The organism is Nostoc sp. C110, from assembly GCF_043099725.1.
In the GTDB taxonomy this organism is placed as follows: Bacteria; Cyanobacteriota; Cyanobacteriia; order Cyanobacteriales; family Nostocaceae; genus Nostoc; species Nostoc muscorum_A.
This window is the reverse complement of the sequence record NZ_CP171144.1, coordinates 16,560-34,039: the sequence shown is the minus strand read 5'-3', so window position 1 is coordinate 34,039 and position 17,480 is coordinate 16,560. Positions and strand designations below refer to the sequence as shown.

Annotated in this window: 16 protein-coding genes and 24 tRNA genes; 33 read left to right on the top strand and 7 right to left on the bottom strand. The window is 44.0% G+C overall.

Translation table 11 applies throughout. From position 1 onward, the window contains the following. The first annotated feature begins 59 nt into the window (after positions 1-59). Positions 60-407: a hypothetical protein gene (locus ACFFRD_RS04865; RefSeq protein WP_392476849.1), complete on the top strand. Its 348-nt coding sequence runs from the start codon at positions 60-62 to the stop codon at positions 405-407. A gap of 34 nt (positions 408-441) precedes the next feature. On the opposite strand, the gene ACFFRD_RS04860 is transcribed toward ACFFRD_RS04865, so the two are convergent. Then, positions 442-846 carry a DUF4112 domain-containing protein gene (locus tag ACFFRD_RS04860; protein ID WP_392476848.1) on the bottom strand — a complete coding sequence of 135 codons (405 nt, stop codon included), beginning with the start codon at positions 844-846 and terminating at the stop codon, positions 442-444. Between the two features lie 179 nt (positions 847-1,025). On the opposite strand from ACFFRD_RS04860, the gene ACFFRD_RS04855 reads away from it, so the two are divergent. Continuing rightward, positions 1,026-1,430, top strand: coding sequence for a nuclease A inhibitor family protein (locus ACFFRD_RS04855; RefSeq protein WP_392476847.1), 405 nt, complete (start codon positions 1,026-1,028; stop codon positions 1,428-1,430). Between the two features lie 5 nt (positions 1,431-1,435). On the opposite strand, the gene ACFFRD_RS04850 is transcribed toward ACFFRD_RS04855, so the two are convergent. Continuing rightward, complete coding sequence (locus ACFFRD_RS04850; RefSeq protein ID WP_392476846.1) at positions 1,436-2,329, bottom strand: DNA/RNA non-specific endonuclease; 894 nt, start codon at positions 2,327-2,329, stop codon at positions 1,436-1,438. A gap of 186 nt (positions 2,330-2,515) precedes the next feature. On the opposite strand from ACFFRD_RS04850, the gene ACFFRD_RS04845 reads away from it, so the two are divergent. The 28 genes from ACFFRD_RS04845 (at position 2,516) to ACFFRD_RS04710 (ending at position 8,179) form a co-directional block, all read left to right on the top strand. Further along, positions 2,516-3,031, top strand: a complete 516-nt coding sequence (locus ACFFRD_RS04845) for a hypothetical protein (RefSeq protein WP_392476845.1) — start codon at positions 2,516-2,518, stop codon at positions 3,029-3,031. 57 nt (positions 3,032-3,088) lie between these two features. Then, positions 3,089-3,931, top strand: a complete 843-nt coding sequence (locus ACFFRD_RS04840) for a tyrosine-type recombinase/integrase (protein ID WP_094344838.1) — start codon at positions 3,089-3,091, stop codon at positions 3,929-3,931. Positions 3,932-3,957: 26 nt separating this feature from the next. After that, positions 3,958-4,188, top strand: coding sequence for a hypothetical protein (locus ACFFRD_RS04835; protein WP_094344839.1), 231 nt, complete (start codon positions 3,958-3,960; stop codon positions 4,186-4,188). A 1,144-nt stretch (positions 4,189-5,332) separates the two neighbouring features. After that, positions 5,333-5,869 (top strand): HNH endonuclease, encoded by a 537-nt coding sequence (locus ACFFRD_RS04830; RefSeq protein WP_094344840.1) that lies wholly within the window; start codon positions 5,333-5,335, stop codon positions 5,867-5,869. Between the two features lie 201 nt (positions 5,870-6,070). Continuing rightward, positions 6,071-6,148: transfer RNA gene (locus ACFFRD_RS04825), tRNA-Tyr, on the top strand. A 3-nt stretch (positions 6,149-6,151) separates the two neighbouring features. After that, positions 6,152-6,228 (top strand) — tRNA-Glu (locus ACFFRD_RS04820). A gap of 3 nt (positions 6,229-6,231) precedes the next feature. Further along, positions 6,232-6,305, top strand: a tRNA-Arg gene (locus ACFFRD_RS04815). A 6-nt stretch (positions 6,306-6,311) separates the two neighbouring features. Continuing rightward, positions 6,312-6,385: transfer RNA gene (locus tag ACFFRD_RS04810), tRNA-Cys, on the top strand. Positions 6,386-6,493: 108 nt separating this feature from the next. Further along, positions 6,494-6,564: transfer RNA gene (locus ACFFRD_RS04805), tRNA-Trp, on the top strand. A gap of 25 nt (positions 6,565-6,589) precedes the next feature. Next, a tRNA-Lys gene (locus ACFFRD_RS04800) sits at positions 6,590-6,657 on the top strand. A gap of 34 nt (positions 6,658-6,691) precedes the next feature. Next, a tRNA-Glu gene (locus ACFFRD_RS04795) sits at positions 6,692-6,765 on the top strand. 6 nt (positions 6,766-6,771) lie between these two features. Further along, positions 6,772-6,852: transfer RNA gene (locus tag ACFFRD_RS04790), tRNA-Tyr, on the top strand. A gap of 4 nt (positions 6,853-6,856) precedes the next feature. Next, positions 6,857-6,944: transfer RNA gene (locus ACFFRD_RS04785), tRNA-Ser, on the top strand. Positions 6,945-6,950: 6 nt separating this feature from the next. Beyond that, positions 6,951-7,024 (top strand) — tRNA-Arg (locus ACFFRD_RS04780). A 6-nt stretch (positions 7,025-7,030) separates the two neighbouring features. Continuing rightward, positions 7,031-7,128, top strand: a tRNA-OTHER gene (locus tag ACFFRD_RS04775). 9 nt (positions 7,129-7,137) lie between these two features. Next, positions 7,138-7,212 (top strand) — tRNA-Asn (locus ACFFRD_RS04770). Positions 7,213-7,217: 5 nt separating this feature from the next. Continuing rightward, positions 7,218-7,295: transfer RNA gene (locus ACFFRD_RS04765), tRNA-Gln, on the top strand. Between the two features lie 5 nt (positions 7,296-7,300). Further along, positions 7,301-7,373, top strand: a tRNA-Gln gene (locus tag ACFFRD_RS04760). 6 nt (positions 7,374-7,379) lie between these two features. Continuing rightward, positions 7,380-7,453: transfer RNA gene (locus tag ACFFRD_RS04755), tRNA-Pro, on the top strand. 5 nt (positions 7,454-7,458) lie between these two features. Then, positions 7,459-7,531 (top strand) — tRNA-Lys (locus ACFFRD_RS04750). Between the two features lie 4 nt (positions 7,532-7,535). Then, positions 7,536-7,609 (top strand) — tRNA-Leu (locus ACFFRD_RS04745). Between the two features lie 10 nt (positions 7,610-7,619). Next, positions 7,620-7,692: transfer RNA gene (locus ACFFRD_RS04740), tRNA-Thr, on the top strand. Between the two features lie 5 nt (positions 7,693-7,697). Continuing rightward, a tRNA-Gly gene (locus ACFFRD_RS04735) sits at positions 7,698-7,768 on the top strand. A gap of 5 nt (positions 7,769-7,773) precedes the next feature. Then, a tRNA-Val gene (locus tag ACFFRD_RS04730) sits at positions 7,774-7,849 on the top strand. A 6-nt stretch (positions 7,850-7,855) separates the two neighbouring features. Further along, positions 7,856-7,931: transfer RNA gene (locus ACFFRD_RS04725), tRNA-Arg, on the top strand. Between the two features lie 3 nt (positions 7,932-7,934). Continuing rightward, positions 7,935-8,008: transfer RNA gene (locus ACFFRD_RS04720), tRNA-Ala, on the top strand. 6 nt (positions 8,009-8,014) lie between these two features. Further along, positions 8,015-8,088, top strand: a tRNA-His gene (locus ACFFRD_RS04715). Positions 8,089-8,096: 8 nt separating this feature from the next. After that, positions 8,097-8,179 (top strand) — tRNA-Ser (locus ACFFRD_RS04710). 103 nt (positions 8,180-8,282) lie between these two features. Here ACFFRD_RS04710 and ACFFRD_RS04705 read toward each other — a convergent pair. Beyond that, positions 8,283-8,999, bottom strand: coding sequence for an iron-containing redox enzyme family protein (locus ACFFRD_RS04705; protein ID WP_094344841.1), 717 nt, complete (start codon positions 8,997-8,999; stop codon positions 8,283-8,285). Between the two features lie 224 nt (positions 9,000-9,223). Here ACFFRD_RS04705 and ACFFRD_RS04700 point away from each other — a divergent pair, with 224 nt between their 5' ends. From ACFFRD_RS04700 to ACFFRD_RS04690, 3 genes are all read left to right on the top strand, one after another. Beyond that, the gene (locus ACFFRD_RS04700; RefSeq protein WP_185580269.1) at positions 9,224-9,697 is read left to right on the top strand and encodes a shikimate kinase; all 474 of its coding nucleotides are present in this window, start codon (positions 9,224-9,226) and stop codon (positions 9,695-9,697) included. Between the two features lie 245 nt (positions 9,698-9,942). Beyond that, on the top strand, positions 9,943-10,584 hold the full coding sequence (locus ACFFRD_RS04695) for an AAA family ATPase (protein ID WP_179076743.1): 642 nt from the start codon (positions 9,943-9,945) through the stop codon (positions 10,582-10,584). Further along, positions 10,571-11,503, top strand: a complete 933-nt coding sequence (locus tag ACFFRD_RS04690; RefSeq protein WP_392476844.1) for a ParB/RepB/Spo0J family partition protein — start codon at positions 10,571-10,573, stop codon at positions 11,501-11,503. The genes ACFFRD_RS04695 and ACFFRD_RS04690 overlap by 14 nt, the downstream gene beginning before the upstream one ends. Before the next feature lie 22 nt (positions 11,504-11,525). Here ACFFRD_RS04690 and ACFFRD_RS04685 read toward each other — a convergent pair whose 3' ends face one another. The 4 genes from ACFFRD_RS04685 to ACFFRD_RS04670 form a co-directional block, all read right to left on the bottom strand. Beyond that, complete coding sequence (locus ACFFRD_RS04685; RefSeq protein WP_094344845.1) at positions 11,526-11,756, bottom strand: hypothetical protein; 231 nt, start codon at positions 11,754-11,756, stop codon at positions 11,526-11,528. A 209-nt stretch (positions 11,757-11,965) separates the two neighbouring features. Continuing rightward, positions 11,966-12,772, bottom strand: a complete 807-nt coding sequence (locus ACFFRD_RS04680; RefSeq protein ID WP_392476843.1) for an aldo/keto reductase — start codon at positions 12,770-12,772, stop codon at positions 11,966-11,968. Positions 12,773-13,061: 289 nt separating this feature from the next. Beyond that, complete coding sequence (locus ACFFRD_RS04675; RefSeq protein WP_392476842.1) at positions 13,062-16,892, bottom strand: plasmid replication protein, CyRepA1 family; 3,831 nt, start codon at positions 16,890-16,892, stop codon at positions 13,062-13,064. After that, the gene (locus tag ACFFRD_RS04670; protein ID WP_392476841.1) at positions 16,889-17,218 is read right to left on the bottom strand and encodes a hypothetical protein; all 330 of its coding nucleotides are present in this window, start codon (positions 17,216-17,218) and stop codon (positions 16,889-16,891) included. The genes ACFFRD_RS04675 and ACFFRD_RS04670 overlap by 4 nt, the downstream gene beginning before the upstream one ends. Between the last annotated feature and the right edge of the window lie 262 nt (positions 17,219-17,480).

Below are 17,480 nucleotides of genomic sequence, written 5' to 3'. Positions count from 1 at the left end.
TTTGGGTGCGTAGTTTACCGCCGTAGGCATCGCTTGCTTCAAAGCAGTACACTAGCACTATGAAAATCCATCAGTGCGATCGCTGTCTCCTCTACTCACATGATCCTTACCTCGTCTGTGCCGTTCACCCAGCAGGGCCACAGGGGGATAGCTGCTTGGACTTTCGACTTGACCCCAACGCTGAAGTAGAGGAGCTATGGCAACCGGAAGGGGCAACCTACTATAACGGTGAATTAATACTGCAACCACAACAGCAATTGACGCAACAGCAACAGCTAGAGCTGCTAGATACCCATCCTATGTTTACTGGCAAATGCCCTCAATGCGGATATGAGTTTGACCGCGACTACACGGCGCGGGTGCATTGGGATTGCCCTGAATGTGGGTGGATGGATGATAGCGTGTAGAGCAATTTCTGGAAAACTCTATCTACTTTCTTACTTAAACTTGGCTGAACTTACCAGAGTAAAGTTCATCAGATACTTCTTTAAGTTTTGGTTCAACCACTGTCAAATGTTGCTCTAAAATTGCTAAATTCCTAATGTTGGACTTATAGAAAGCATCAAATAAATCACCCACTAAAGGCACAGTACCAACAACTGTTTCTAAACCTACATTAAAAATCATTTTGGCTAAATCTCGCTGTGGGATGCCAAAGCGGGTTGCTAAAAATATAATGTAAGCTGAAAACGCTGTACTGATTAAATCACCTGCACCGGGAATCAAACCGATAATTGGGTCTATTCCAATATGAAAACCCGTTAAAGAGATACGTATAGATGTGTCCATCAAGCGGCTGAGTTTGCGGATGCGATTTAGAGTAGCAAGGCGTTTAGCAGCGTCCATAATTTACGATATTTACACTACTTTTAAAATGCACCATTTTTAGTTATTTGTCTTGTACCGTTATAAATAACAAATATGAATAAAAATCCACCAATACTGTCTAAAAAAGCAGATAGATGGATGATATAGTTTATTGCGATGCCTGCCAACGTATGTAAACTACGCTCTATTAAGTGCTTATGACCAAAACTAATTCAGAAATCCTAGACCAGCTTCGTACAGCAGCGAATGGTTTACTCATGATGAGTGAGTCTGAGTATCCGTTTGAAGTTTTTCTTTGGGAAGATGCTGCACCTGTAACACCCCAAAAAGTTATACAACAAACAAATCATCCTCAAGATACACCCATTAAAATTGTTGGGATTGACGATTTTTTTCAAGTGGCAACGACAGAAGAAGATTGGCATGAGGAAGAAGAGAAAGCAACCGTCAAACGATTTCAATCTCTTGTGCAGACACTCAAAGAAAACCTGAGTAATTTACAGGTGTATCGCCTCAGCAGTAAAGAGATTGATGTTTATGTTATTGGTCAAACTCCATCGGCAGACAGTATCGGACTGTCCACAAAAGTTGTTGAAACTTGACCTGTTTACGAATTATCTATTTTACTTTCAATAACTTCTTGAATGTTTGGCGAAACATTAGAGAGAAAATCATAGCCTGTGAGTTTTTCTAATTCATCAACACTGACTTTATAAGCTCTCCAATCGTTGTTGATTTCTTGCTCGTTGGGTATGTTCACCGCGATGACACGGGTGCTTGCAGTAATACCATCAAGTCCAGAGCCAGGGCTGTCTAGTACAACAACCACTTTCCAAGTAGTTTGAGGAACCGTCACCTTACCTTTTAGGGGTTCGCCAAGACTACCAAAAGGCCCAGCTACAATATAAAGTTCTTTTCCCTGGCTTACCAGTTCTCGGCAATAGTCTTCTAAATTCCCCCAAGTGTTCCGGTTGTTGTCTGGTGTCTGCGGCATCATGTTGGTCATGAGGAAAGTTGAGGAATTATCCTCTATCGTTAGAGAGCGGTCTGCCGAAGGTACAATATGTCCTCGGTCATAACCTGAAGCAGAGTACATAGAAGGAGTTATCCGCATCCAACCCGCAGGCAAAGTATTATCAGGGCGAAAGTTATCTTGACGCTCTGCTTTCCCTAGCCATGACTTATTTAACTGCCAGCTTGCCCAGTTGGGAGTTCCCTTGCTTCGGTTGTAAGAGAGTGCATACTGGTTTTTTGCCATTAGATAATTATCAGGAGTATCCACCAGGGCGATGCCTGCGGCGGGCGGGTACGCCATCGCATTGCTGGGATTTCCCAAAAGCAGGTTAGCGCTAGTTGAGGGTTTAGTAGGTACAATCGGTGTTGCCTGCAATGGTTTTTCTATGGTTGGTGTTGGCACTTGGGTTTGCGCTGGCGAACACCCCAATAGAGCAATTAGCCCAGTGGCAACAGCCAAAGCCTGAAAACGTTTGATTAAACGCATAAATTTTAGATACTATCGGAGATTAATTTAATCATCATCATTTTTGAGGCGATTTCCAGATTTTGACTACAAGAGCGTAGCTTGCCGCCTTCGGCATCGCGTTTCCTCTAAGAAAATGCTTATGAGCGATCGCTCCTTATCGCTTTGGCTCTACAATCAGTTCATTGCTATCAAAATTGATATCAAATGGCTGACGACAAGACCCCACCAAGCGAAATGATTCGCGTTCCTACTGCCCTAATTCCAGTAGTCAGAGAACTATCGCGGCTGCATCGCCAAGGGCATACAATTGCCTTGCAGCAAGGCTTAGAGGAATTGATATCTAAATTTGATAGCAATATTGATATCGATGTTGCCCCCAGCAGTAAATCGGTTTTGCAGCTAGAGAAGAAGCTGGAAACCAAACTAGAGGCTATCTCCAAGCATCTGGAAAAATTGGAACGGGCTATTTCATCAAATAGATACAACAGTCAACCCAAACAAAGAAGACAAGCTAACCCATACCAACAAACCCTAGTTGAACTGCAAGCATTGCCGGATGAAAATCTAGCACCGCGACTAGGTTTAAGTCCGTCAAGCCTCGCACCGGAACGAGAAAAACTCACTACCAAAGAATTTATCAGTTGGACTCGTAACCGCGACCCCAGAGGCATAGGTTGGGAATGGAATGCAAAAGATGGACTTTACCATCCAGTGAAATAACTGCCACTGTCCCCACAGTAGGGTTTAATGGAGGAGCATTCAACATAAGAATAACCAATGTTGAATACTCCCACGCTCACTAATACCGAACTTATCGACCTCTGGCTGCATGGTAAAAGTAAGAACACCGTTGACGGCTACCGTCGCTATGCCGAGCGGTTTTTTTCTCATGTCAACAAGCCCGCTTCTGATTGCACCCTCATGGATATTCAACTGTGGGTGATGACACTAAGTAGTTCTGATAATTCCAAGCGGGTAGCAGTGGGAGCAATAAAGAGTCTATTTTCCTTTGCTAAACAGTTGGGGGTGATATCGGCGAACTTGGGTGTTTTAGTTAAGTCACCCAAGGCAAAGAACCGATTGGCAGAGCGAATTCTCACTCAAGAGGAAGTACGATTACTGATAAATTCCACGACAAATGGACGCGATCGCACTCTGGTTCGTTTACTTTATTTTGCGGGTTTACGGGTAAGTGAATTATGTAGCCTCAAGTGGCGTGACCTCAAAGCCCGTGGTGATGGTGGACAAATCACGGTATTCGGTAAGGGTGATAAAACGAGAACCGTGCTGGTGGGTGCTGGTATTTGGCGGGAGATTAACTCTTTAAAGGGTTACGCCAAACACGATGACCCAGTGTTTGTTTCCGCCAAGGGTGGTCATCTGTGTAGGTCAATGGTATTTCATATTGTGAAAAATGCTGCAAACCGCGCTCTTATTGAGGGGAATGTATCACCCCACTGGCTCAGACATAGCCACGCTAGTCACAGCTTAGACAGAGGAGCGCCGATACACTTGTTACAAAAAACATTGGGGCATAGTTCGGTAGCGATTACGGAAATGTATCTTCATGCCAGACCGACTGATAGTAGTGGGTTGTATTTGCCCGATGATGATGAGTGATGGGGTGATTAGTTCTGGAGGAAAATATGAAAGTTTCATTTGAAAAAACTTACCCAAATATTGCTCGTTGGGTAGATGAGCATGAAGGCTGGATTGAAATTGGTTATGACGTAGATAGTCCTCTCAATTCTTTTGTGCGCGCACTCGATTGTGGTGGAATGTTTTGGGAGGGAAAAGAAAGTTATGAAAGTTTGGATGCAGCACTGCAAGATTTAAATGCGGGGCTAGAAGCTGTATTAAAAGATATTTATGGCTAGTAGCGATGCCTGCGGCGCTTGCGTTGCCATCGCCTATATGTATGAATGAATTTGATTAAGCTTTCGTACTGCTATTGGCATTACAATTGGTCAAGCCGCAGTTTAATTATACTGAATGATGTTCACCCATTCTCTGTACCCAGACAATTGGTCAGAAATTGCCACTTCAGTTAAGCAACAAGCCCAGTGGCGTTGTCAAAAGTGCGGGTTACAGTGCATCCCCCCAGGAGAAAACACAGCAAAACTTACACGCTCAAAACGTAGAGTGTACACGCTACAGGTACACCATTGGGACAGAAATCCAGCAAATAATCACAGAGGCAACCTTATAGCTCTGTGCAGCGCTTGTCACCTTTTATACCATAGAGGCGGTAAGTCTAATGTTTCACCGGGGCAGTTATCGTTGTGGTAAATGCGATACCTGCTTTAACTCTTCGGGTAACAGACTCAAACTCAAAAGCCTAGTCACAACGACTAGGCTTGAGTTGGGTATATTCCCAAAGGTTAATTATAGAAAGTGCGTTATATTTGCTTGTCTGTGTGTTACTACCACAGTAAAGTTAGCGATTTCGGAAAATTAAAAACGATATCTTAATCATCAAAAAAGTCGATGCCTGTAGCGATGGTATGTCAGATAAAGAGTATCCATACTCGGCAATTTTTATCCTGGGGAATAAGGTTTTAGAAGGTTGTGCTGAGAAAAAATGATGCCCCATCTGCAAATTTAGCCTTTACCGCCAAGGCATTCACGCAGCGTTCGCCCGTCCCCAGAATTGTGCAGTAGACAAACGCATACTACAACTGTATTATTGATATAAGTCTCAATTACAAATACTACAAGCCTTCAATGATAAGCAGATTCTCCTCAACCATTAGCAGCGTGATGCATTGCCGACCCAACAAGGGTTTAGGCAGAGTAATCGTGCTATTTGCGTTTGAGGGAATGTATTGTTTTGGCGGCGGAAAATTGCAGCGTGAAAATATTTTTGAAGCGATTACCGGATGGCTGAATCTAGATCAACTTATCCAAAGCGGGAGGTGCAAATGTCTTACAGCACCAACATAGGGCAAAAAGTATCAACTATCTGACCCCCGCTCCTGAATCTCAGAGGCGGGGGTTGTTTTTTGAGGAGTGAATCAAGGTATGCAAGCTCAACAGCAAAGTCAGCAACCACATATATTACAAAATTCGGTGGTGGTGTTCTCTAAGAACTACCTACCACTGGCACGTATCAACATCAAACGAGCAGTCGTGCTGTTAGTTACTGGTCAGGCTGAGTCGTTGGATTTTGGCAGTACAAAGCAGTGGGAAGTTCGTTCACCCAGCATCGTACTACAAGTTCCCGAACATATTCGCTTGACCGTTGGTAATCCCGAACGCCACTGGAAAGTACCACCTGTAAATCGGCGTGAAGTACTCAAGCGAGACAACCACACTTGCCAATACTGCGGCAGCAGCAAGTGTCTGACGCTCGACCATGTAATTCCCCGCTCAAAAGGTGGGCAGCACAGTTGGGACAACGTTGTAACAGCGTGTGAGAAGTGTAATTCAATCAAGAGCGATCGCTTACCGCATGAAGCTGGAATGGTACTCAAAAGCAAGCCCAAAGCCCCAATTCACCCAGCAGTTGCATTTGCTGAACAATTTTGGAACGCACAACGCCTGAGTGAATCTGAGTAATTTACTTCAAACTCAATCAGAGAGGGCAATACCGCGATTACGTAACACTGCCCCCTCAGTTCTTTCAAAAAGTTTGTAGTATGCCCTTGACATCTTGTAATACATTATGTAGTATAAATGTAGTGAAGCACTACAGCCTCTCAAAAAGGCATAGCGCAAACACTTCTGAACCATGAAAACTAAATAATTGCCATCCAACGTGGGGGTGTAGCTTAGTCCGGTTTAAAGCAGTCGCTATATTCGTGCGAAAGACCGTGGGTTCAAATCCCATCATCCCCGTGTAGCCTTGTGGACAAATAGACAAGTCGCTGTGCCTCTCAAGCACGGAGAAGCGGGTGCAACTCCCGTCAAGGCTTCCAAATGAGGATGTAGCTCAGTCGGAAAGAGCGCTTGTTTCCGAGGCAAGTGGTCACAGGTTCGATTCCTGTCGTCCTCGTAGTATGTCCAGGTCGCCTAATGGTAGGGTGTTGGTCTGCAAAACCGACTGTGCGAGTTCAATTCTCGCCCTGGACTCCAAACGTTGCAGTGTAGCGATTTACGGCAAAGCCCCAAGCTCATAACTTGGTATATGCGAGTACCCTTCGGGAACGCTGGCGCGAACGACTCTCGCCACTGCTACCAAATGCACAGATGGTGTAATGGCAACACCACAGTCTCCAAAACTGTTGTTCTGGGTTCAAGTCCTAGTCTGTGCGTTGCCGTGTCCTAATCGAAAAAGCTTACATACTAGCCGAATGGTAAGGCAACTGTCTCTTAAACAGTCTATGCAGGTTCAATTCCTGTGTGTGAATCAACAGCTTTTTCAACTTACATGGCATACATGGTGCAGAAGCGAAGTGGCCGAGCGGCACGTCTTTCAAGCGTGTAATTAGCGGGTTCAAGTCCCGTCTGCACTACCTTTTGGGTCGGCTCACCTATTGGTGTAGGTAACGGTCTGTAAAACCGCCGCGTTTGCGTTGCTGGTTCAATTCCAGCCCGGCCCATTATGGAGAGATTGCTATTGGCAGGGCAAGCTGTTTGCTAAACAGTTGTGAGATTCATCATCTCACTGTGGGTTCAACTCCCTCTCTCTCCGCCTTATGAGAACGTGGTGTAACTGGATAACACATCAGTCTACGAAACTGAAAAGTGAAGGTTCAAGTCCTTCCGTTCTCGCCTTACCCCCTGGTAGCTCAGTTGGTAGTAGCGCCTGTTTGTTCGCGTAGCGTCTCCGATAGGAGAAGAACAGGAGGTCGTCAGTTCGATACTGACCTGGGGGACTGGCACATTGCCCCATAGCTCAATGGCAGAGCAACGCGCTGTTAACGCGGGGGTTGTAGGTTCAAGTCCTACTGGGGCAGCCATTCATTGCCGAGTGGACGACTGGGAAAGTCGCGCTCGTCTCTGAATCATAGAGATGTTGGTTCAACTCCAACCTCGGCAGCCAATTATTGCCCTGTGGTGTAACTGGCAACATCCCTCGCTTTGAACGAGGAGATTCCAGGTTCAAATCCTGGCAGGGCAGTATTATCCGGGTGTGGTGTAGCTTGGCAGCACTCCTGTTTTGGGAACAGGCGGTCGTAGGTTCAAATCCTACCACTCGGATTCGTGGGTCGTTAGCTCAATGGCTAGAGTTCCCGTCTTTTAAGCGGAGTGATCAGAGTTCGAGTCTCTGGCGACCCACCTTGCCCCTGTGATGCAATTGGAAGACATGACCCGCTTAAAACGGGTTTTCTACAGGTTCAAGCCCTGTCAGGGGTACTATCAAAATGCTGGTGTAGCTCAATTGGCAGAGCAACTGATTTGTAATCAGTAGGTTGCAGGTTCAACTCCTGTCACCAGCTTCAATGCGATTGTGGTGTAATGGCAGCATCAGAGTCTTCCAAACTCACGGTACGAGTTCGAGTCTCGTCAATCGCTCTTTTAGCCCTGTAACTCAGTTGGGAGAGTGCCTCTCTTACAAAGAGGAAGTCGCGGGTTCAATCCCTGCCGGGGCTACCAATTTATGGGAGTGTCGCCTAATGGATAAGGCAACCGTCTTCTAAACGGTTTTATATAGGTTCAAATCCTGTCACTCCTGCCACATGGGGTCATAGCTCAATTGGCTAGAGCGCCTGCCTTGCAAGCAGGAGGTTATGGGTTCAAGTCCCATTGATTCCATTGATGGTGTCTGAAGCCAAAGTGGTCGCGGCGCTGGTTTGTGGAACCAGTCATAACGGGTTCAAGTCCCGCCAGACACCCCTTATATGGAAGATGCTGCTCAAGGGAGGGCAACTAGTCTTGAAAACTAGAGCAGGGTAACACCTGGGGGTTCAATTCCTCCATCTTCCGCTTTCCACCAGAAGCCGAAAAGCGAGGCGCTGTGCTGATAACACAGATATAGGAGGGGCAGTACCTCTCTGGTGGATTCCCTTTTCTATCGGCTCAATACCAACTAGGATTTTCCCTTATAACTACCCAATTCTATAGGTGTAGGAAGTTGGGGTTTGTGTTCTACTGGCATTCCACTCCAAGAGTATAATAACTGGTTAAAAAGGCTGAACACTTCCCACATAGTATGAGTATATCCTCTGCCACACAATGAATTGCGCTCACATTCTGGGATTAACTCAAGCCCTAAAGTTTGATGTTCCATATCTGATTCTTGATGAACCAACCAATAACCTTTAGGGGTCAATCCTACTTCGGCTAGTTTAGGGTTGACAATGGCATAGAAGTCGTAAGCAAGCCCCTCTGCCACCAAATTCAGCGTAATAATCTGATGTGCTATCGATTCACGCATCACAGAGCGGATAAAATAAGACCCTAACGCTAAAGTTTCAAATGTTGGTGGTATTGAAGTTAGTTGTTCATCAGGAGCTAGTAAGCCAGATTCACGCATCCAATCAGCTAGTTCTTCAGGGTGCGTCACTTCTTCAGCAGCGTGTTCGCCAAAAGCATCACGAAAACGTGCATCGTGGCAGCTACCATAACGTAACGCCACTGCTGCTGTAAAGTCGCAGGATAAATAATACAGTTGTCTGATCCATTGAAAGTCTGAAGGTGAAGAAGCCAAATTTACTGTTTTGTAAAACAGATTGCGTTTAGTAATGTTTCGATATTCTTGCACTAGCTCTATTAGCCATTGCATAGGTATCGTGTGAGTCAACATAGCAACTCCTTTTTCTCACCATTTAATTAAGTGAGAAATTATCTTATATTTCTATTAAAGCTATTATTTTAAATTTTAGTAATCAATGTCTTTACAAAAAAATCATAATATGCATAAAGATGTAGTCCGATTGACAGCAGCAGATTGTATTTACGAGATGATAAGTAAGAGTGTGATGCTCCACAGAAACCACTCTTGCGATCGCTATTAATTAAATCATTGTTATGCATCGATTTTTAATATTTGGCAATTCTGGTTCTGGCAAAAGTACTCTTGCCAATAAACTTGGCAAAGACTTCGGCATTCCAGTTCTCGATCTCGATACTATTGCATGGGAAGCAAACCAAATTGCCATACGGCGTAATCACGAACATTCAGTTAGGGATCTACAAGACTTCATAGAAAATAATACTGCTTGGGTAATTGAAGGTTGCTATACTACGCTACTCAAAATTGCTCTTGAATTCTCAACTGAAATTTATTTCCTCAATCCTGGCATTGATAAGTGTCTTGAAAATAACCGCAATCGCCCTTGGGAAGTGCATAAATTCCAATCGCCTGAAGAACAGGCACAAACTTTTGATTTTTTACAGAATTGGATTCAACAATATTATGAACGCGATGATGAATTCGGTTATTCATCCCATCGCTCAATATTTCATCAATTTAACGGCATAAAGCATGAAATTACCAGATGAGCCAATAATGCCATTGCATGAGAAGTTCGCACAATTAACTTCACTGATTTTCACAAAAGCATTTCCACCAATAACGTTATTGGCAAAGGGCCTATCTAATGAGATGCGATGGCTGCGGCGGGCAAAGCCATCGCAGTACTTCAAGTCATCTCAAAAAAAACTGATACTATTACTGCTAAATAGTGAAAATTAATTGCGACAGATACAAGCGCAATAGTAAATTGAGCAAGACTTTAAAAAAAATTATGATTATTGGGTTAACAAACCAGAAGGGGGGCGCTGGTAAAACTACTGTATCTGGTCATCTGGCGTATTGGTTAAGCCAACGCGGAACAGTGATGATTGTGGATGCAGATGCACAGCAGAGTAGTACTAACTGGATGAAAGACCTGCAACTGCCGTGTAAAACAATGATAGACCCGGATGATTTATTTGATGAACTGCCGACTTTAGCAGAACAATATGATGCTGTAGTTGTAGACGGGCCAGGTAGCCTAAGTGAAACAACCAAGGCAATTTTATCTAGATGTGACCTAGCCCTAGTACCCTGTAAACCAGCAGGTCTAGATATGCACAGTACATCAAAAATGGTAAGAATTTTGCGGCAGGCAAGAGAACTGCGAGGTGGTATGCCCCATGTTGGTTTATTTTTAAATCACGCAAAAAAAGGAACTGTATTACTCAAAGATGCCCAAAGAGCATTATCAGAAAAAAACACAGGGTTTCCTTTACTAAAAACAATGGTGTATGACTTACAGGTAATTGCTGATGCACCAGGGCAAGGCACGACGGTTTGGGAACTACCAGGAGCAACAGCTAAACGCGCCGCCAAAGATTTTGAGGCACTTTTTACCGAAGCCTTGGGAGTAACCAATGGCAAGAGATAGAAGAATGGTAGAAGAGTTTATCTTTAGGGATGATACTAACCAAACTAAGGCGACTATGCCCCTAAGTTTGATTGTGCTGCCTAAAGCAGAACTGCGGTACTACATCGACCCAGAAGAGGTAGACAAAATTGTTGCTACTGCCAGAAAAAACGGCATTCTAGAACCACTTTTAGTCCGTCCTATCCCTGGCAGTGACAAACATGAGGTAGTAGCAGGGGCAAAACGCTACAGAGCAGGACACATTCTGGAATTGGTAGAAGTCCCTGTAGTCATTCGTCAACTCAATGATGAAGATGCTCTAGAAATTGCCCTCATAGAAAACTTCGCTCGTTCGGGACTCACTGACCTTGAAGAAACTGATGGGATTGTGCGACTTTTGGCTGTCAAATTAAAAATTTCACCCCAAGAAGTACCACCACTGCTACATCACATTCAAAACCAACAGCGTGGTAGAACTGCTGCCAATAACGTTATTGGCAATGATGTCATTAGTGTAGTGGAGGAGGTTTTGACCTCGCTCGGCAATATTAAACTAGACTCTTTTATCAGCAATCGTTTGCCATTGCTCAATTTGCCCACTGACATTTTAGAGGTATTACGTCAGGGGAAACTGGAGACAAGTAAAGCCAAAGCGATCGCACGAGTTGGTGATGAAAAAACAAGAAAACAATTCTTAGAAGATGCGATCGCTTACAATCTCTCACTGAGCGAAATCAAGCGTAAGATTCAAGAAATTGAGCAGCAGTCTAAATCAGAGTCATCAAAGCAAACAGAATCAGCATCCATAAAAGACCGCGTTGATGATACTTTTCAACGTTTCAAAAAAGCGAAAGTGTGGGATGATCCGAAGAAAAAATCCAAAGTAGAGAAGTTGTTAGCTCAGTTAGATGCACTGATGCAAGGCGACAACCCAAAGTAAACCAATGTGGTAATTCTCGAAACTATTCAATTTGCTCTCTTAAGGATGGCGACATAATCATTAGTCCTCGGACAACCTCTTCAGGTGTGGCTGTGCCATTGATTACCTTTGGTATAATCGCCATCACTTCTAAAGCTAAATTGGTGGGAATTCCCCTTGCTTCTAACCGCTTCAACTCTAAAATGTCAATCCCTGCTGCCAATCCCTCTAAATACTCTTCTACACTCACTCCCAAGTTTTCAATTTCCGACATGGGTATAATTGGTTTTTTGTTTGACTTCTATATTCAAGCATCTATTACATGGCTATCTTACAGATGGATCATGTCAAAGTGCGACGCTGCGAGGTATGCCTGAGCAACAGCTACTGAGCCAAATTTCCTCTAAGAAAAAGGTCTGCATCCCAGTCAAATCCCAATATGGTTTCGTGTTATGCGATCGCTCCCCTCAACCATTCCACCTCTCAAACCCATTGAGTATCAAATGCGTCTTGCCCATTACCATAAATCAAGTTCCCGTATGAGTGCCATTTAGCTACTTCTTCGGCTTCAATTTGGGGCGCTTGCAGAACAGCGAGATTTTCTTCTAATTGCTGCCTAGTTTTGGGGGCGGTGAGCGCCAGACGCACCCCTGGATGATTTAGTGTATAGCGATAACAGTCTGCTGCCGTAGGTAACTTTCCGTGCCAGTTGTGATGCCCTTTGAGTAACGTTCCCCAGCGCGTGCAAGTGAATGCCACCACGGGAATACTAGCTTTTTGAGCAGCAGGTAAAACGTTTTGTTCAGCCTGACGATGTGCCATATTGTAGCGGTGCATCAACACATCACACTGATGACGTTCTATCATTTCTAAAGCAATAGCTCGATTGTGTATGGTAACTCCCACGTAGCGCACAAGTCCTTTATCTTTCCACGAATAAAGTTCATCAAGCAACGCCTGAACCTGAGCCATGTCGTCACCAGGGGAGACATATTCAATAAAAAATACATCCACCTGCTCGACATCTAGGCGATAGCGCACAGAGTCGAGGTAAAGGCGTAAAGATTGTATATCTCGGTTTTCACTCCCCGTTGCCACCAAGACCTGCTCACGGTTTGTTAGCAAGAGAGATTTTAAGCCACCCAAAAAGTTTTCAGATTCCAAATTGTAAAAGAAAAAGTAATTGATTCCAGCTTCAAATGCCAACAAAACAGTTGCAGCATCTATCGACTGTTGCCCTGCCAAACCGAGAATACTTGCTGGTTGTCCTTGTAGCGTTGATAATTCCACGGTCAACTACCCGACTTCTTACTTTGAGTGTATTACGCCAATAGGGTGCTAGTGAGGACATCATCAATGAATGTTAATTTTGGGGCGTGAGCCTCCAAATTCGGGGTCTTTATCTTCTACCATCCATTCTGTTGGGGATTTCAACTGTTTTTTATCTGGTCTAATCCATCAGAAAGTCTGCAAAAGGACTTGCCAATAATCCGCTACCTCTTCAGGGGTTGCTAAATATGATATTTTTGTTTTTGTCATGATTGTTTGGTGTTCTGAAAATTGACTAGGTACACAAACTCTAACCAGTGGCTAGCAATAGTTGATTTAAAGGAATTGAGCATTCTTGCTTGTCGCCCCAGCATTTCCGAGCGATCGCTATTCCCCCTCTAACAGCTTTCAAAACATAGCTTCGGAAGTGGGAACCAAAACCCGTTTCCTTAATTTCAGCTTGTGTAGCGATCGCCCTCTGTGCCAATTCCTCTAAAGACAATTGCTGCTGATATTTTTGATGAAGTTGCCAGAGATGCGAACGCTGGTTTTCTGAAAGTAGCGGCCAAACTTGATCAATCTCGGCTTGGTTCGCCGCTACTTCTCCCCAATTAGAAATTTTTAGTAGTTTCTCAATTACCGCTTCTGTGGACTGCTGATGATTTTCAACTGGTAACTCAGCTATGATTACCTGACTTTCTGAGTCATGAGTGATGACTATTGACTCAACTTCTTCTGTTAGGGTCTGTGTTTTTTGCTCTGCGTACTGTTCTTGTAATGTAGTCAGCGTATTAATTTCGGTTTCTGCAAGTGCTGACAATTGGCAATTGGGAATTGTTGCTTGTACTTGTGCCTCCAGTTTGGCTTTGGCGGCTTTTTCTCTGGCTAGGATATCGCGCTCTACCCATGCCGTAAAAACTTCCTCTCGGCGATCGCTAACGGGAACAGCGCGGCCATCGACAAAAACCAGATTCCCCTCATCATCTTTTTGGAAGTCTGGCGCGGCGACACCGTAAATCCAGACTTGGTTGCCTCGTGTTCCCTCTCGCCGCAATCGGGGGAATTTATACCCAGTAAGAGACGCTAGTTTTTGACAGACTTGCATGGGAGTATTTAGAAGAGCAAACATATTACTCTTAGCGCCAAGAATTAAGCTCAAATCGGACTGATGAGTTTTTGCTTTCTCAAATACTGCTTGTGCTAATGGGTGATTGTTGCTCAATCCGTCCGTTTCTCGAAGCTCTTTGTACCCAATCCAGTCTAAAGCATCAATTTTTTTCCCAATAAAGCTTTTATTAGTATCGGGAATGAAATAATCTCCATCGCCATTTTTTAAAGCGGTAGACATGACGTTTATTTCTCTATCCGGTAAAAATTCCCTACCCACGCCAAGGTAGTAATCTAGTCGAATTATAGAATACCAGTTTTGATCATCTTTCTCTACTAATTCGGGAGTAATGGTCACGTTATAACGCCTTTCAATCTCACCTTTTCTGTGTTTTAACTGTTCGGACTCAGTTTTGCAATTTTGTTTATCTAGTTTCAAAAACTGTTCATCTGTAATGCTTTCAGATGCAGTTACATTCTCACAGTGTCCCGCATATTCTGATTTGCAGTTGTTGTAAATTTCTTGCTTAGTAGTTTCTACTTCTGCGGGTTCGGGTAATTCATCTGCGCTGACTTCACAGATGATATGTCCCTCAGATTTCAAATCACTAATAATTTGCGATTCATAGCTATTCATCCCATCATTGATGATTGCCCCTAACTTCGCCCAAGTATTAATACAAATGCTCTCAAAATTGCCTTCTATCGATTCCTCAAATCCCAAATCAACGAGCTTTTTAATATTGGCTTTATTCTTGATGTACTCACCTGCTAGTAATGCCTTGACACTATTGGAGCCATTGCCTACCCTATTGATGCCTACTGGATTAAGCCAGATGTAACGAGGGACTGGAGGGCGGTAACGTGATAAATGCTGTCTGACACCATCGGTAGTTTGTACGCCTTGAAAAATCCCAAAAACATAATCAAAATGCTTTTCTTCAATTGATACCCCAGTCTCAATGGTCGAGGTAGTTAGAACGAGGTCATAGTTTTTAATTACCTCATTTAAATCATCTGTACAGCCAAAAGCCGGATGACCAAGGGTAGTTGTACTTTTAGAATCAATTCGTAAAATTCTCAGATGTGGCAGCAGTTTTTTATAGTACGCCTCCAAATTGCGAGAACCCCATTTAGAACTAGCCCGTTGTCCAGACAAAGCAACAAAGCACTTATCCCCATTCTCTAGTTTTTGGGTAAGGATTTTTACTAATTGTGCTGGATTATTACCCTGTACTAAATTTACCTGCCAAGGCTCTACAAACTTAAATGTGTTTTCCACGAGAAAAGTGTCAATCTCTTGCCCAAGCAGCCCTTTGATAAAGTCAATACCAATATCGTTTAAGTCAGCATCGGCAATGAAGATTTTCCCACCATAATTAACAACATTTTGTAGCAGGCGTTTGAAATTTTTGATGATGGCTACGCGATCGGTCTGACAAGTCGAACTGCTCAACAAATGCCAGATTAGCTGCATGATTTCATCCAAAATCAACCAGCACCCTTTCCACTCATCAGGGTTAAATTTGGCTTGGCTTTTTGGATGTAAGCTATCAATTACTAACCCCATTCCGAAATGTGAGCCTTGCTCAGTCTGCTTCACTTCGGTAATGAAAGGTAATCCCAGTTTTTTTACAAGCTGGGTTGCCAGTTGCACCCGATGGGTAATTACTAACACTCTCCTCTCACCAGCGCGAATTATCGGGTCAGTTAGCCACTGGAGTAAGTGAGTTTTACCTGTGTTCTTTGGCGATTTCAAGCCTATTAGCTGCTTACCCAAAGGAATAGCCAACTCACCCAAGTAACGCTGATTTAAGTTCAAATCTGGGGTGTATGTGAGCCGCCTTAGTTGCTTGGTGTTCCACTCATCTAATTTCAGGGCATCGCAGTAAATAGTATCAAATTGGTCGCGGCCGTAAGCGGCTAGGACATCATCAATCCCTTTACCTAATGCCAGATGCCACCCCATTACTCGGACTTCACAACCACGCAAAGATAAAAGCTTGGCAGTTTTAGCGATCGCACCATTCACGCTTCTAACCGTGGTGCGCTTCACATCGGCATCGAAACAGAAATAAATTCGCCTCCCTGATTGAGCATAAGCGGCTAACTGTGGGATTAGGTACGGTGCGCCGTTATTTTCGCCATATTCATCCTTTGGTTGGCGACGGCCTCCCCATACTCCGGGTATACCAATGGCGACATAACCACAAGATAAGATTGCAGCTGCTTTTTTAGCACCCTCGCAGATGATAACGGGAATTTGGGTATTCTCTCTCACCCATCGCCAAAAATCACCAAAAGGTAAACTTTGGTAATTTTCTGGTAGTGCCACATCGTAGCGGCGACTAATTAATTCCCAGATCCGGGCGGGAATCCGTAAGGCAAAAATTTCTGTGTCAACTTTGGGGGGATGCTCATACTTAATTGCCTTGTTGTTACCCTCATCTATTCTTGGCGTGTTGGGCTTGAAGCATCCCCAATCGGAATCTTCACCAGTGATAATATTTATTCCGCTACACCACCAACCACCATTAGAGAGGTGAGCATATCGCCGCATATCCCCATCGCGTAGCCGCCCATCGTTACGGCGGCTGATTTTATCGGAGTAGAGCAAGTAATCAAAAGCGGCATTCCCTGACAGCGATTTGAAGTTAAGTGCCGCTATCTCACTGTCAATCCCACTCTCACCCCACTCTTGCCAGTGGCTTGCTTCAAAATCTTCTCTGGCTGGCAAAGTATAAGGTGCGGATGGCTCTTTGAATCCTTGATAATTACCCAGTGCTTGAATTTCGCTATCATGGTGATGGCTACGCCCAGAGCAGGCATCGCCTTGCGCCATGTCATTTTGGTTGTCGGCTACAACAACTTGATGGACTTTTCCATCTCTGGACTCAAGTCTTGAGACTTCATGCAAAGCCCAAGGGGTACTTCTGAGCTTACCTCGCTTGTTGAATTTTCTAAAAACCTGCCTTAGTTCTTGATTTAGTGATTTTTGGGGTGAGGCTATCTTGCCGAATCCTTTGTGATTCATACTGCCACCCCTCCAACCTTGGCTTCAATTTGGAGAAGTACGGCGGCCACCTGACCACTAAACCAGCCAAGCTTAACTAATCGCTGTAAGTAAAAGGACTCCTCTAAGTTGAGGTTAGGCGATCGCAGTAAATCCGGGTCGGGGCATGGTCTTAGAGCAACGTCACAGCAACCCGCTTTTAAATATTTGGTGCTAGTTCGGCGATCGCTTATATGGTTTGATAATTCCGAAATTCGAGATTCTTGATTGTTGGGGAAAGTTTGCGTTAGAATACTAGGCTTTTCATTCGCAAACCCCTGTCTGTCAAAAGTGAGGGGTTTATTCATTGGGTTGTCCTTTGTTGGTTTGGACAGCCCCTTAACTTTTAAATTTGCAGATTGTAGGGATTAGTCGGTAAGCTTGAAATAGTTATAAATTTAATTAGACTTGCTGGTTGCAGAGTCCGGGGGCTGAAACGTCTACTAAACGTTTCTTTGTGCGCTGCTTTTGCTTACCGTGGTGGATTGATTAATCTATCTAATCCCTGCGATCGCACTCAAAAAGCTGAGGGCTGTGTAGCTAGCATTTTTTTTGCTAGTTATTTTGTGA